The 14,875-nt window shown below is 63.2% G+C and carries 13 protein-coding genes and 1 other RNA gene; 5 read left to right on the top strand and 9 right to left on the bottom strand.

The window, feature by feature from the left end; translation table 11 throughout:
• The first annotated feature begins 39 nt into the window (after positions 1-39).
• Positions 40-309 (top strand): hypothetical protein, encoded by a 270-nt coding sequence (locus A8950_RS18780; protein ID WP_133615220.1) that lies wholly within the window; start codon positions 40-42, stop codon positions 307-309.
• 17 nt (positions 310-326) lie between these two features.
• Here A8950_RS18780 and A8950_RS18785 read toward each other — a convergent pair whose 3' ends face one another.
• From A8950_RS18785 to A8950_RS18810, 6 genes are all read right to left on the bottom strand, one after another.
• Positions 327-2,291, bottom strand: a complete 1,965-nt coding sequence (locus A8950_RS18785; protein WP_133615221.1) for a sensor histidine kinase — start codon at positions 2,289-2,291, stop codon at positions 327-329.
• An 80-nt stretch (positions 2,292-2,371) separates the two neighbouring features.
• Positions 2,372-3,190: a TIGR00282 family metallophosphoesterase gene (locus A8950_RS18790; RefSeq protein WP_133615222.1), complete on the bottom strand. Its 819-nt coding sequence runs from the start codon at positions 3,188-3,190 to the stop codon at positions 2,372-2,374.
• Positions 3,191-3,193: 3 nt separating this feature from the next.
• On the bottom strand, positions 3,194-3,784 hold the full coding sequence (locus A8950_RS18795; RefSeq protein WP_243735709.1) for a 5-formyltetrahydrofolate cyclo-ligase: 591 nt from the start codon (positions 3,782-3,784) through the stop codon (positions 3,194-3,196).
• Positions 3,785-3,920: 136 nt separating this feature from the next.
• Positions 3,921-4,081: non-coding RNA, 6S RNA (ssrS, locus tag A8950_RS18800), on the bottom strand.
• A 14-nt stretch (positions 4,082-4,095) separates the two neighbouring features.
• A complete protein-coding gene (locus tag A8950_RS18805) occupies positions 4,096-4,425 on the bottom strand; it encodes a cell division protein ZapA (RefSeq protein ID WP_166645278.1) in 330 nt (109 codons plus the stop codon).
• A 2-nt stretch (positions 4,426-4,427) separates the two neighbouring features.
• Positions 4,428-4,655 (bottom strand): hypothetical protein, encoded by a 228-nt coding sequence (locus A8950_RS18810; protein WP_133615225.1) that lies wholly within the window; start codon positions 4,653-4,655, stop codon positions 4,428-4,430.
• A 389-nt stretch (positions 4,656-5,044) separates the two neighbouring features.
• On the opposite strand from A8950_RS18810, the gene tkt reads away from it, so the two are divergent.
• From tkt to A8950_RS18830, 4 genes are all read left to right on the top strand, one after another.
• On the top strand, positions 5,045-7,039 hold the full coding sequence (gene tkt / locus A8950_RS18815; protein WP_133615328.1) for a transketolase: 1,995 nt from the start codon (positions 5,045-5,047) through the stop codon (positions 7,037-7,039).
• A 28-nt stretch (positions 7,040-7,067) separates the two neighbouring features.
• Positions 7,068-8,075, top strand: coding sequence for a type I glyceraldehyde-3-phosphate dehydrogenase (gene gap / locus A8950_RS18820; RefSeq protein WP_133615226.1), 1,008 nt, complete (start codon positions 7,068-7,070; stop codon positions 8,073-8,075).
• Positions 8,076-8,470: 395 nt separating this feature from the next.
• Positions 8,471-10,576, top strand: coding sequence for a TonB-dependent hemoglobin/transferrin/lactoferrin family receptor (locus A8950_RS18825; protein ID WP_166645279.1), 2,106 nt, complete (start codon positions 8,471-8,473; stop codon positions 10,574-10,576).
• Between the two features lie 138 nt (positions 10,577-10,714).
• Positions 10,715-11,920, top strand: coding sequence for a serine hydrolase domain-containing protein (locus tag A8950_RS18830; RefSeq protein ID WP_133615228.1), 1,206 nt, complete (start codon positions 10,715-10,717; stop codon positions 11,918-11,920).
• A gap of 4 nt (positions 11,921-11,924) precedes the next feature.
• On the opposite strand, the gene A8950_RS18835 is transcribed toward A8950_RS18830, so the two are convergent.
• From A8950_RS18835 to A8950_RS18845, 3 genes are read right to left on the bottom strand one after another with little or no spacing between them, the layout of a single operon-like run.
• Positions 11,925-13,025 carry an ABC transporter ATP-binding protein gene (locus tag A8950_RS18835; RefSeq protein ID WP_208109936.1) on the bottom strand — a complete coding sequence of 367 codons (1,101 nt, stop codon included), beginning with the start codon at positions 13,023-13,025 and terminating at the stop codon, positions 11,925-11,927.
• Between the two features lie 4 nt (positions 13,026-13,029).
• A complete protein-coding gene (locus tag A8950_RS18840) occupies positions 13,030-13,833 on the bottom strand; it encodes an ABC transporter permease (protein WP_133615229.1) in 804 nt (267 codons plus the stop codon).
• Positions 13,834-13,836: 3 nt separating this feature from the next.
• Entirely contained in the window at positions 13,837-14,715 is an 879-nt protein-coding gene (locus tag A8950_RS18845) for an ABC transporter permease (protein ID WP_243735710.1), read from the bottom strand.
• Positions 14,716-14,875: the final 160 nt, after the last annotated feature.

A 14,875-nucleotide genomic window follows, 5' to 3' on the forward strand; every position in this document is an offset into this window, starting at 1 on the left:
AAAGATGAAACCGTCCGCCATCCCGTCGTTAGGTGCCGCATGTCGCGTACGATCTCAGAGGCCAGCAATGCCTCGCAATCGGTCGATCTCGAGGCCGAGATTCGCCGCATGGCGGAGTTCGTGACCCAGGTCGCACGCCAGATGGGCCTGGAAGGCATTGCCGGCGCGATCAAGATCGTCGCCGACGAAACGCCCAGCGCCAGTGACCGTGTTCATGAAATGGCGCGCCAGTTCCGGGAGCGGACAGTGCAAATGGAAGACGAAGTTGCCCGCTTCCGCGCCGTGGCCGGCGGCCGGCGCAGCGCCTGAGCCAACCCTTCGGCTGCCTAGGAAGCGGCGGCGCCGCCCTGGCTCAACTCGACGAATTTGACGCGGTCCCGGGGGAAACGTACCTGGACCAGGGTGCCGACGCCGCGCGCACTTTCAATCGACAATTCGCCCTGGTGCAGGGATATCAGCGCCCTGGTCAGCGGCAGCCCCAATCCGGTTCCCTCGAATGACCGGCTGAGACCGCCTTGCGCCTGGTGGAAGGGTTGCAGCGCCTGGGCAATCTCGTCATCGCTCATGCCGATGCCCGAATCCTGCACCGACAAGATGCAGCAGCCGCCGGAATCGACCTCGCCGGCAATGCGGATGCGCCCGCCTTCCGGCGTGAATTTCACCGCGTTCGAAATCAGATGGATCAGGATCTGGCGCAGCTTGCTGCGGTCGGCCAGCAACAGACATCGGCCTTGGAAAGGCTCGACCACAACCTGCAGGGCCTTTGCCTGGATCTGTTCCTGGTGCAGGCGACGGCATGCCTCCGCCTCCGCCATCGGTTCCACCAGGATGCTGTCCAGTTCCAGGCTGCCCGATTCGGCGCGGGAGTATTCCAGGATGCTGTTGATGACGGTCAGCAATTGCTTGCCGCTGACATTGATGTCGCGGGCGAAATCGACGTAGCTCTCCTGGATCGGCCCGTTTGGTTGCGCCAGCAGCAGATCCGAGAAGCCGATGATGGAATTGAGTGGTGTTCGCAATTCATGGCTGACATTGGCCAGAAAGGTGGATTTCGCCCGGCTGGCCGCTTCGGCACGCTCCTTGGCCGCCAGCAATTCCTCGGCGATCCGCTTCTTGTCGGTGACGTCATGCAGTTTCACGACCAGCGCATTGAGATGCGGGTCGTCCAGCAGATTCCTGATCGTCATGTCCATGAAGCAGCGGTCGCCGGCGGCATTGCGCATCGGCAGTTCATTCGCGGCCTGCGGTTCGGAACCATGCTCGAGGCAGGCCGACAGCAACCCGGCCACTCGGTTGCGGGATTCGGGCGGCGCCAGTTGCGTAAAAGGCCGCCCAACAACCTCGTCCGGCGCAAGACCGAGGATCCGCCCCAGCGCCGGAGAGACATAGATGATGCGCCCGCCTCGATCCAGCAGCAGGATGATGTCCGTCATGCTGGTGACGATGGCCTCGAAGCGGCTTTCGCTGCGCGCATGATGCACGGCGGCCCTTTGCGACTGGCGGTCCATGCGCCGATCGCCGATCGCCGAGATGAAGCCGATGGCAAGGATCAGCATCGTGACGACGGCCAGGCTGCCGGCCATCAGGGTCGCCGGTGTCCCCTCCTCGAAGGCCGACGGATAGTTGCGCATTGCGCTAACGAGGCGCACGGCTGCCATGCCGGTGTAATGCATGCCGGTGATGGCCGCGCCCATGACCAGCGCGGCGGCAGCCTTGTGCCAGGCTCTGTCGAGCTTGAGGCTGAGCCAGAAGGCAGCGGTGGCTGCCACCACGGCCACCACGACCGAGGCACTGACCAGCACCGGGTCATATTCGATGCGTGCCTGAACGACGAGGGCCGCCATGCCGGTATAATGCATGCCGGCGACACCGGCGCCGGTGATGCCGCCGGCGAGCAACAGACGCAGCCCGTTGATGCCCGAGGCAAGGCCGCCACCGCGGTGCGGCGGGGCATCTCCGCGCCGATAGGCGGCGACGAAATAGCCCACCATGGTCGAGGCGATCGCCAGCAGCAGCGACAACAGGGTGAGGAAGGTGTCGTAGGTGAAGTGAACCGGCGCCCCATAGGCCAGCATGGCGATGAAATGCATCGACCAGATGCCGCCGCCCAGGGTCACGCCCGCCGCCGACAGCCAGAGCCACCAGTTCCGGCCCGCGGCGCCGCGCAGGCGCTCGGCGACATCCAGCGAGACGAAGGACGCGACAACCGCGACGAGGATCGAAAGCAGGACGATCAGCGGGTCATGGCTGGTGCTGAGATAGGTCACCTTGGGGTCCGGGCGCAGTTCCAATGGCGGATGAAAATTCCGCCCGCATTCTATCGCCGGGCCCTTAAGCTAACATTAAGGTATTGATATTCAGAGAAAGTCCCTCAAGCCGGTACGGGCATGGCCGGCGCCAGTCGACCACCCAGACGAACCGGGCTGATGCGTCGGGCAAGCCCGCTGCCTTCGTCGATCTCGACCACCACCCCGCAGAGGGTTCCGTCGCCATTGGCGGGGCTCAGCCGCTCGGTCGGCAGCTTTCGGGTAAAGCGCTGGATGGGGATGGTTTTTTCCATCCCGATGACAGAATCATAATCGCCGCACATGCCCGCATCGGTCTGATAGGCGGTGCCATTGGCGAGGATCATGGCATCGGCCGTCGGTACATGGGTATGGGTGCCCACGACAAAACTGGCGCGGCCGTCAACGAAATGGCCGAATGCCATCTTCTCGCTCGTCGCCTCTGCGTGAATATCGAACATGATCGCATCGACATTGCCGCCAAGCCGGTAGGTCTTTAGCAATGCCTCCGCCGCGGCAAAGGGATCATCGAGGGGATCCATGAAAAGCCGGCCCATCAGATTGGCCACCAGGACCTTTTTCCCGCGCTGGGTCTGGTAGACATGGGCGCCGCGACCGGGCGTCCCAGCCGGAAAGTTGATCGGGCGCAGCAGCCGCGCCTCGTTGCCGATGAAGCCCACCGTTTCCTTCTGGTCCCAGACATGGTTCCCCGTCGTCGCGCAATCGACTCCGGCGGCGAAGAGTTCACCCAGCAGCTTCTGCGTAATGCCGAACCCGCCCGCCGCATTCTCGACATTGGCAACGACGAAATCGAGGCCGAGGTCGCGTCGCAATGCCGGCAGATTCGCCACGACGACATCGCGGCCCGCACGCCCCACCAAATCACCCAGAAACAGCAGATTCATCAATCAATTCTCTGATCTTGCAGCAAATTCAAAAGCGGATCGCTCGGTAACGACCCAATCGAGGGGCTGGTCATGGGGCCCGTGCGGCACCATCGGCATCTCCTGTGCGGCATAGGCGATGCCGATGGCAAGGGGTACCGGGCGCCCTTCCCGCTGCGCCCGCCGGCGCAGCTGGTCCAGTGTACGGTCATAAAAGCCGCCGCCATAGCCCAAGCGGTAGCCGTCCGGGTCATAGGCCAGCATCGGCACCAGCAGGACATCGGGAACGACCTCGGGCGCCTCGGGCGGCGGCGTCATGACATTGAACTTCCCGGTTTGGAGGGCATCCTGCGGGCGCCACTGCCGGAAGACCAGCGGTTCGTGGCGCCGGACGACGACCGGCAAGCCGATCGGGTGCCCCTGGTCACGCAGCAAGTCCAACAACGGACGGACATCCAGTTCGCCCGGCAATGGCCAATAGCCGGAGACAGACAGGCTCGGGGCAATTGCGATGGCCCGCTGGAACTGCTGGGCAAGGGCGGCGCCGGCCTCCGGATCGGCCGCGAAGGCTGCGGCGCGCTGCGCTGTCGCCAGTGCCCGGCACTCGGATTTCAAGTCCGCTATATACTTACTTTCCATGATATTAGAGGCCAAAGTTCAGGTGACTTGCCAGGACCACGGCAGCCATGGCGAACAAGGTTACCTGATTGCGCGGGAGATGCCTGAGCGCTGTTAGCTCGAGAATTGGGTGGGCGGCGCCACATAGGCCGGCGGCACGTCTGAATCCTCTGTGGCCTGCTTAAGCAGGTGGGCGCCGTGTACCGGGACCACGATCCAGGCAGGGACAGCTCCCTAGAGGTTTAAGTATTGGCCCCAGGGATTTCACGACCGGATCGCACCAAGCAGCTCTCCGCCCGGGAGAGTACTTAGGCTGCTTCCAGCCGGGCCGCAATAGCCTCGATCTTGACGGCAAGGCGCTCGATCGTGTCCGCTAGGGCTACTTCGCGCCGCTGCATCATCTCGCTCTGTTCGGCCTGCAGGCCCTCTATGGCACGATTCTTCTGGTCGAGTTCGTCGCTGAGCAACAGCGCGGTCAGGGCGAACAGCAGATTCTCGGCCACCGGGCCGGAATGCTTGACCAGTCCTTCCATGCGGCGGCGCACTTCGCCCGCCAGTTCCTGCACCCGCGCCTCTTCGCCCTCGCCGCAGGCGATGTCGTAATTCCGGCCATTGAGGGCAATGGTGACGGTCGGCAAGGTCAGGCTCCTTCCGCCACGGCATGCATGCGGCCGATGACCTGGTCGAGCCGGTCGGATACCAGCCGCGCCTCGGATTGCAGCAGGGAATAGGTCTGCCGCAGGACGGCGAGCTCCGTCTGCAGGATTTCACGGTCGTGAAAACCACGGGTGGAACTGTCCGCAACGGCTGCATCAAGTCGTGCCATGGCCGCGTCGAGACGGTCGATCGCTGCTTCCAACCTGGACATGAGGTTCGGTTCCGGCCCCCAGACTGTCGTCAAATTCTTGTGCGGCGTGGGTCGCCTGTTTCCATCGGTTTACTCGACCTGTTCAAGCGACGTCAACCGATGCAAATGGCACCCCCGCCAGCAAGCCGCGACCGCACCACGTCGCAAACCCTGCACTTGCTCATCAATCGCCTCAAATGCAGCCGGAGCCGTCCCGTCGCCGACCCAAGTCTACAGGCCGAGTCAGGCCGCATTCTCGACCGGATTTTCCACCGGATTCCGCAGTTGACCTGACGCCCCCACGCGGGCATCTTCCGCCGCGATCCGGTGGCCGGATCGGTCGGCCACCATTTTTCGCGATTCCAGGGCCCTGCGTGCCGCCAGATGGAGTCCGCGGCCAAGGAATGATGATGGACGCTAAATCGGCCCCCGCCACCCAATCAATCCCGCAACGTGATCTTGCCAACGCCATCCGGGCGCTGGCGATGGATGCCGTCGAAGCGGCGAAGTCCGGCCATCCCGGCATGCCAATGGGCATGGCCGATGTCGCCACTGTGCTGTTCCAGCGGCATCTGAAATTCGACGCGGCCCAACCCGACTGGCCCGACCGCGACCGTTTCGTTCTCTCGGCCGGCCACGGCTCGATGCTGATCTATGCGCTTCTCCACCTTACCGGCTATCCGGAGATGACGCTGGAGGAGTTGAAGAATTTCCGCCAATGGGGCTCGAAGACAGCCGGTCACCCGGAATTCGGCCATGCCCCCGGCATCGAAACCACAACCGGCCCGCTCGGCCAGGGTCTCGCCAACGCGGTCGGCATGGCGCTGGCCGAGCGCATCCTGAACGCCCGCTTCGGCGACGACCTGGTCGATCACCACACCTATGTCATCGCGGGCGATGGCTGCCTGATGGAAGGCATCAGCCACGAGGCGATATCACTTGCCGGCCATCTCAAGCTCAACAAGCTGATCGTCCTCTTCGATGACAACGGCATCTCGATCGACGGCGCCGTCTCGCTCTCCTGTTCCGACGACCAGCTGGCGCGCTTTGCCGCCAGCGGCTGGGCGACGGCGCGGGTGGACGGCCATGATCCGGAAGCCGTCTCCGCAGCGATCGAGGCCGCCAAGAAGTCCGACCGGCCTTCGCTCATCGCCTGCAGGACCGTGATCGGCTACGGCGCGCCGAATAAGGCCGGTTCCTCGTCAAGTCACGGCTCGCCGCTGGGCAAGGACGAGATCGCCGGCGCCCGCGAGAAGCTGGGCTGGAGCCATGCCCCGTTCGACATCCCGGCGCCGATCCGCGCTGCCTGGGCCGAGATCGGCCGACGCGGCACCAGCGCCGCCGCCGCCTGGGCCAAGCGGCTGGAGAGCAATGCCCAGAAGGCCGAATTCACCCGGGTCATGGCCGGCGAGTTGCCGGCGAATTTCGCCGAGGTCGTGGGCGACCTCAAATCGGCGATCGCCAAGGACGCCCCCAAGATCGCCACCCGCCAGTCCTCGCAGCTGGCACTCGATTCCCTGGTGCCGGCGATGCCAGAGCTGATCGGTGGCTCGGCCGACCTCACCGGCTCCAACAACACCAAGGCCAAGACGGCAAAGCCGGTCCAGGCCGGCGCCTATGGCGGCAGCTACATCTATTACGGCATCCGCGAGCACGGCATGGCGGCGGCAATGAACGGCATGGCGCTGCATGGCGGCATCATTCCGTTCGGCGGAACCTTCCTGGTGTTCACCGATTACTGCCGTCCCGCCATCCGCCTCTCGGCGCTGATGAAACAGCGAGTCGTCTATGTGATGACGCACGATTCCATCGGCCTCGGCGAGGACGGGCCGACGCACCAGCCGGTCGAGCATCTGGCCGCCTTGCGTGCCATTCCCAACCTGCTGGTGTTCCGTCCCTGCGACACGATGGAAACGGCCGAATGCTGGGCCCTTGCGCTCAGCAACAAGGAGCGGCCGTCGGTCCTTGCCCTCACCCGCCAGGCGTTGCCGCTGCTGCGTGCCGATGCGGCCAGTGCCAACCATTGTGCCCGCGGCGCCTATGTCATCCGCCCGACCCAGAAGGAGCGGAAGGTGACACTGCTGGCGACCGGCTCCGAGGTCGAGATCGCGGTCGAGGCGCAGAAGCAGCTCGAGGAAAAGGGCATCGGCACCGCCGTTGTCTCTATGCCCAGCTGGGAATTGTTCGAGGAGCAATCTGCCGCCTACATGCAGGAAGTCCTGGGTTCGGGCCTTCGAGTTGCGGTCGAAGCCGCCGCGAGCTTCGGCTGGGAGCGCTATATCGGCAGCGACGGCATCTTCATCGGCATGAAGGGCTTCGGCGCTTCGGCCCCGATTGCCGACCTCTACAAGAATTTCGGCATCACGCCGGCGGCCATTGTCCAGGCCGTCACGGCGAAACTTTGACAATCAGGGATCAGGAAAGGCAGCAATCATGGCAGTTCGGGTAGCGATCAACGGGTTTGGCCGCATCGGCCGTCTGGTCTTGCGGGCGATGATGGAGTCCGGCCGCAAGGATCTGGAAGTCGTCGCCATCAACGATCTCGGCCCGGTCGAGACCAACGCCCACCTCTTCCGCCGGGATTCTATCCACGGCCCCTTCCCCGGCAATGTGAAGACCAAGACGGGCGCCATGGATGTTGGGCGCGGCTGGATCAGCGTTACGGCCGAGCGCGATCCGGCCAAGTTGCCGTGGAAGGATTTGAAGGTCGACGTGGTTGCCGAATGCACCGGCCTCTTCACCGATCGCGAGAAGGCCAAGCTGCATCTCGCGGCTGGCGCCAAGCGCGTACTGATCTCGGCACCGGCAACCAATGCCGACCTTACCGTGGTCTATGGCGTCAACCACGCCAAGCTGAAGAAGGTGCATACCATCGTCTCGAACGCGTCCTGCACCACCAATTGCCTGGCGCCGGTCGCCGCCGTCCTGCACAAGGCGGTCGGCATCGAGCATGGTTACATGACCACGATCCATTCCTATACCGGGGATCAGCCGACACTCGACACCATGCACAAGGACCTCTACCGCGCCCGCGCCGCGGCCCTCAACATGATCCCGACCACGACCGGTGCGGCGAAGGCCGTCGGCCTCGTGCTGCCGGAACTGGCCGGCAAGCTGGACGGGTCGTCGATCCGCGTGCCGACACCCAATGTCTCGGTCGTCGATTTCAAATTCGTCGCCAAGAAGCCGACCACCAAGGAGAAGGTCAACGCGGCGATCATCAAGGCCGCAGGCGGCCCGCTGAAGGGCGTCCTTGGCACCAATGACCAGCCGCTGGTCTCGATCGACTTCAACCACAATGCCAACAGCTCGACCTTCGACCTGACCCAGACCCAGGTGATCGACGGCACCTTCGTGCGCGTGCTCTCCTGGTATGACAACGAGTGGGGCTTCTCGAACCGCATGTGCGACACCGCCGTTGCCCTCGGCAAGCTCGGTTAGCGCTCCGGTCTCGTTTGGTATAAACCCCCGTCCGGGCGCTCGGGCGGGGGTTTTCTTTTAAGCGCAGATTTCATCGGCGATCACCCGGCCCGATTGGCCCGGCCCGGCCCGGCCCTACCCGGCCCGACTGGCCTCAAACCCGACATATTGTTCTTGCCTTCCAAGGAGCGAGGTTGGTAGAAAGAAATTGCGAATGGTTCTTAGTTGCTTTTCCCTTTGAGTGGCATCGCACTTGTTTCATTCGCCTACCGGATGATGGGGTATCCGGTTCGCTCACCTAGCCAGCCAGCTACCGCAAGCGCCAGGCATTGCCCGCGCTGCCGGCACTGCCAGAGCCACGCCAGGAAATATCGCAAACCTGACAGTGCTTGGGGACGACCGGCATGCCTGCAACCATGATTCAATTTCGCCCGCGCCTGATGGCGTCGAGCGCCCTTTTCGCCCTTATGATGTGGCCCTCCTGGCCGGCTATCGCGCAGGAGGCCACACCTCCCGCCGAGGAATTACTGCCGCCGGCCGGGGCGGACCAGCCGGCGCCGCCGGCTATCACGCCGCTCGACCCGATCACCGTGACCGGCACCAAGACGCCGCGCAGTCGCAGCGAGGTACCGGCGACGATCGACGTGATCGATCAGGAACAGATCGAACGCAAACAGCCCCAGACGGTCGGCGATCTTCTCAATGACCTGCCCGGCGTGGAAATGGAGGGTGGCAACAAGGGCTCCGGCAGCCAGCCCAATATCCGCGGCATGGGCTCGACCGGCTGGGGCAGCAACCGCGTCGTCACCTCAATCGACGGTGCAAGGCAGAATGTCGGATCCGGCCATGGCGGCATGATGTTCATCGATCCCGATATGGTGAAGCAGATCGAGGTCATGAAGGGGCCCGGCTCGACCCTCTACGGCTCAGGCGCCATCGGTGGCGTCATCGCGATCGAGACAAAGGATGCAGAGGATTACATCGCCGATGGCGACACCTTTGGCCTGCGTGGCAAGGTCGGCTTCCACTCGGTCAACAAGGAGCCGGTCCTCTCCGGCACCTTCGCCGTAAAGCCGCTGGATGAAATCGACTTCCTTGGCAGCATCGTCTGGCGCGACAGCATCAACTACAAGGGCGGCGATGACGGCGACCGCATCGACAACACAGAGGTGGACATCCTTTCCGGCCTGATGAAGTTGGGGATCGAGCCGGCCGAGGGTCATCGCATCGAACTTGCGGGGCTGATCTACGAGAATGACGAGGACGATACCTTCGCCAACGTCGATGTCGCAAACAACCCCGATTATGACGGCGTGCACGCCATCAGCAAGAGCACAGCCACGCTCAGCTATTCGTTCGACAGCCCGGACACCGACCTGATCAACCTGAAGGCCACCGCCTATCGCGACGACACCGACACGAAGGATACGGGCAACGACATTGACCGGGTGATGGAAACCCGCCTGACGACCACCGGCATCGATGTCAACAATACGTTCGAGTTCGATACCGGGTGGGCGACGCACGCGACGACATTCGGCACAGAGTACTATCATGATTCAGGCGAAGGGCGCCTGAACGGCGATGTGCGGGCGCAGTTTCCCGATGCGACGCAGGACGTGGTCGGTGTCTATCTGCAGCACGAGATCAAGCTCTTCGATCAGCTGTCACTGACGCCAGGCGTGCGCTGGGACTACTACAAGAACAACCCCGAAAGCGACGAATTCGGCAGCCAGTCCCATGACCGGGTCTCGCCCAAGATCGGCGTCAGCTGGGAACCCTTCGAATGGATCAACCTCTATGCAAGCTATGCGGAGGGTTATCGGGCGCCATCCGTCTCGGAACTCTATATTGGCGGGACGCATTTCCGCGTCGGCGCGTTGAGCAACGTCTTTGTCCCCAACCCCGACCTCAAGCCAGAGACGGCAAAGACATGGGAAGGTGGCGTCAAGCTAAGTTTCGGCGACGTCGTGCTGGACGATGATGCCATCGGCTTCAACTTTGCCTACCACACGACCAAGGCAAGGAATTTCATTGAGGGCGATGTCGTGATGAACTTTCCTTTCAACCTTACCACAACCCCCGTCAACGTGCCGCGGGCGGAAATCGACGGCATCGAGGTAGGCCTCGACTACGATTCGGACTACTTCTTCTTCAGCGGCGGTTATTCGCGCGTTCGCGGCTGGAACGAGACCGATGACGAGTACCTGAATTCGATCCCGGCAGACAAGCTGGTCCTGACGGTCGGCGCCCGCGTTCCCGATATCGATGTCACCTTCGGCGTGACCAATGAATATATCTGGTCCCAGAATCGCGCCGCGGACGAGGAACTACGCACCGACGGCGTCAATCTGGTCGGCCTGTTCGCCAGCTGGGAGCCGAGCGAGGGCATGCTCCGGGGATTCCGCCTGGATGCCGGCATCGAGAACCTGACCGACGAGGAGTACACCCGCTTCCTTGCGACCGAGGAGGGGCCCGGCCGCGACTACCGCGTCGCGGTCAGCTACGGCTTCTCGTTCTGAGCAGACATTCCCTGGGTTGAGCACCTGCCCCGTCGCGGCCAGCCGCCGCGACGGGGCGTTCTTTATCCGCCTTGGCATCCGCGCCACGGGACGGCTAGATTGCCGGCACCTTCTTGAATGCAGGGATTGGTGCTGATCATGGATGAGATGCGTGGCAAAAGCCGACTGATGCGGGGCGCGCCGCCTGCGCCCGAACACCAGGTGACACTTGCCAATTGGCGGGTGGAACCCTTCAATCGGTGGTCCTACTCCCATGTCTCGGAGATCGTGCCCAGCGCGCAGATTCCGAACAACCCCGATCTGATCACGCCGCTTGCCGCCGCCCCGGCCGATTTCGGGCGGATCGACATCAGGACAGCCGACGGGCGAAGCAGCACCGTAGCGGAGATGCTGGCCACCACCTATACCGACGGCTTCCTGGTGCTGCACAAAGGCCGCATCGCAGCCGAAAGCTATGCCGGCGCCCTCACCCGCTTCCGGCCGCATATCGTCTTTTCCGTGAGCAAATCGATCACCGGCACGCTGGCCGGCACGCTGGTGGAACGCGGCGAGCTCGATCCCGATGCGCCGATCGTCACCTATCTGCCGGAAGTGGCAAAGTCGGCCTATGGCGATGCGAGCGTGCGCCACGTGCTGGACATGACCGTCGCCATAGACTTTGCCGAGGAATATCTGAACCCGGAAAGCGACTTCATGCGCTATCGCCGGGCGACCAACTGGAACCCGCCACTACCGGGCGAGACGCCCGGCGACCTCAGGAGCTTTCTCGCCGGACTGAAGCGCGGCGCCGGCGATCATGGTCGCCAGTTTCACTATGTATCGGTGAATTCCGATCTGCTGGGCTGGATTCTGGAGCGCGCTGCCCAGCAGACCTTCGCCGACCTCCTCGGCGAGCGGATCTGGTCGCCCATGGGGGCCGAGATGCCGGCCCAGATCACCGTCGACCGGCTGGGCGCACCGCGCACCGCCGGGGGCATCAGCGCCGGACTGCGCGACCTGGCGCGATTCGGAGAACTGATGCGCCAGGATGGCGCCGCCCAAGGGCGGCAATTGGTGCCGGCCGCCTGGATCGACGACATCCTGACCCGCGGCGACAAGGCCGCCTGGGCCAGGGGCGACATGGATCACTTCAATCCAGGCGGCAGCTATCGCAGCAAATGGTACATCCTCGACGATGCGCGGCAGCAATTCTGTGCCGTCGGCATCCACGGCCAGTGGATCTTCATCGACCGGCAATCGGAGACGGTGATTGTCAAAGTTTCCTCTCAGCCCTTGCCGGTTGACGAAGCCATGGACCGGCTGATCCTCGCCGGCCTCAAGGCAATCGCCGCCGCACTGGGCTGAGTTGCTATTCCGTCAGCAGGACAGCCGCTTCGGGCGCCCAGCTGATCCAGACCGGGCGCCCGATGGAACTGGCATCATCCAGCAGGCGGTCCGATTTCTGCATCGCGACGGCGATCGGCTCGGCCAACCCTTCTACCGCGACGTGGTAATGGCTGCGGTCGCCGAAATAGGCTTCCGTCGCGATGCGACCGGCAATGGCATTCTGGCCGGCGGCCGGCTTGTCCCAGGCAAGGCGCAGTTTTTCGGGCCTGACGGCGATCGACACCTGGCTGCCAGGGCCTGGCGCGTTCTCGGCGGCTGACGCGCTCAACTGGCCGAGCGGCCCCGCATCGACCAGGGCGGTCCCACCGCTGGTCTCGCGCAAGCTGCCCTGGAAGAAGTTCATCGAGCCGATGAAGGCCGCGACCTCCTTGCAGTTTGGCGCCTCGTAGAGGCGGTTTGCGGCGTCGATCTGCAGCGCCTTGCCGCGCGACATGACGGCGATGCGGTCGGATAGCGCCAGCGCCTCCTCCTGGTCATGCGTCACGAATACGAAGGTCACGCCCACGGTACGCTGAATCTGGCGCAGTTCCAGCTGCATTTCCTCGCGCAGCTTCTTGTCAAGCGCGCCCAGCGGCTCGTCCAGCAGCAGCACCTTCGGCTTGCAGACAAGCGCGCGGGCCAGGGCAACACGCTGCCGCTGGCCACCCGACAATTGGTGGCTTGCCCTGTCGCCATAGCCCGTCATCTTGATGAGGGCCAACGCATCCTCCACCGTCTGCGCCAATTCCTGCTTCGAGAGCCCTTTCTTGCGCAGGCCATAGGCGATGTTCTCGCGCACGCTGAGATGCGGGAAAATGGCGTAGTTCTGGAACACCATGTTGGTGGGGCGTGCATGTGGCGGCACGGTGGAAACATCCTGTCCGTCGATCAGGATGGCTCCCGAAGTCGGCACCTCGAAACCGGCAAGCATGCGCAGCAGCGTGGTCTTGCCGCAGCCCGACGGGCCCAGCAGCGAGAAGAACTCTCCCCGGCGGATGTCGAAGGAAACGTCGTCAACCGCCCGCACGCTGCCGAAATGCTTGGCGACGCTTCGCAGCGAGATGATGGATTCGCCTGTGCTCATGATGTCAAAGCCCGGTTGGTTTGGTTGACTGGACGCCGCGACGGCGCAGGATCTCGGAGAAGATCACGATGATCGTGGACACGATCAGGATGGTGGTACCGAGCGCCAGCGTCATCGGCAGGCGCTGCGGAAAGCGCAGCTGACCATAGAGAAAGATCGGCAAGGTCTGGTCGAGACCGCTCAGGAAGAAGGCCAGCACATACTCGTCGAGCGAAATCGTGAAGCACATCAGCAGGCTGGCAACAATGCCGGGCATCGCGATCGGGAACGTCACGCGCCAGAAAGTCATCCAGCCGCTCTCGCCGAGATCGGCCGAAGCTTCCTCGAGGCTGCGGTCGAAGCCCTCGAGGCGCGACATCAGCACCATCATCGAGAAAGGCACGCAGATGAGGATGTGCCCGGCCGCAACGGTCCACAGCGTCAGTGGAATGTCGAACACTTGCCGGACCAGGACCAGCAGCGCCACCGCGAGGATGATGCTCGGCACCACCAGAGGCAGCATGATTACGCTCATGACCGGGCCCTGGCCGGGCAGCTTGTAGCGCGTTACGCCCATGGCCGCGAGCAGGCCAAAGGCAGTGCTGACCACCGAGACGCCGACGGCAACGACGAGGCTGTTCTTGAGCGCCGCCAGCAGGGCCGGATTGTTGACCATCTGCCCGTATGCCTTCAGCGTGAAGCCCTTGAGCGGAAAGATCGCGACGGTCGCGTCATTGACCGAGAAAACCGGCAGCAGCAGGACCGGCGCATAGAGGAAGACCAGAAACACGATGCCGTAGATGGTGAGGAGATCGAATCGCTTGCTCATGGCTCAGTTCATTCCCCGCGCGCGAATCTTGCGGTAGTCGACCAGCCACAGGAAAAGGCAGACGATCGCCGTGATGGTTGCCATCATCACCACCGACACCGCCGAACCCAGCGGTGCATCGTTCTGGCGACCGAACAGCAGCTGTATGGAATTGCCGATCATGGAACCGCCGGAGCCGCCGACCAGAGCCGGTGTCACGTAATCGCCGACGGTGGGAATGAATACCAGCAATATCGTGGCGATGGTGCCGGGTGCCGACAGGGGCAAGGTCACATGCCAGAAGCGCTCCCACGGCTTGTCGCCCAGATCGGTTGCCGCCTCCAGCAGCGAGCGGTCGATCTTTTCCAGGCTGACATAGATGGGCAGGATGGCGAAGGCGACCCAGGCGTGGGCCAGCGTAATGATGACCGCGATGGGGTTGTAGAGAAGAAATTCGAGCGGCTTGTCGATGATCCCGAGATTCATCAGGCCCGAATTGATGACGCCGTTGAAGCCCAGCATGATCTTCCAGGCAAAGACGCGCAGCAGATAACTGGTCCAGATCGGAATGGTGATCAGGATCAGCCAGAGCATCTTGTGGCGCTTGACGCGGAAAGCCATGAAATAGGCCATCGGATAGGCCAGGAGGATGACCACGACGGTGACCGCCAGCGACATGGCAATCGATTTGACCAACAGGATGACATAAACCGGATTGGCGAGGGGAAACGGTATCCCGAACCAATAGGTAATGCGGTCCGAAAGCTCGAAAATATAGGCGTAATTGCGCAGCGTGAAGGTGGTGTCGATCTCGAAAACGTTCTGGGTCCAGAAGCTGCGCACGAACAGCGCCACCACCGGCACGATCAGCATCGCCAGCATCACGGCGATAGTTGGCGACATCAGCAGATAGCCGCGCAGCCAGGGGAATCGCTGTAGAATTCGCGTTCTTAACGGTTTCGCGGGGGGCGATGATGGCTCTCGCATGGCCGCGCCGCCGGGTTCGGCGATGTCACTCATTCCGGGAAAGTCCCCCAATTTTCTGCCAGCCCTGTCGCACTTG

Source organism: Dongia mobilis (assembly GCF_004363235.1).
GTDB classification, from domain to species: Bacteria; Pseudomonadota; Alphaproteobacteria; order Dongiales; family Dongiaceae; genus Dongia; species Dongia mobilis.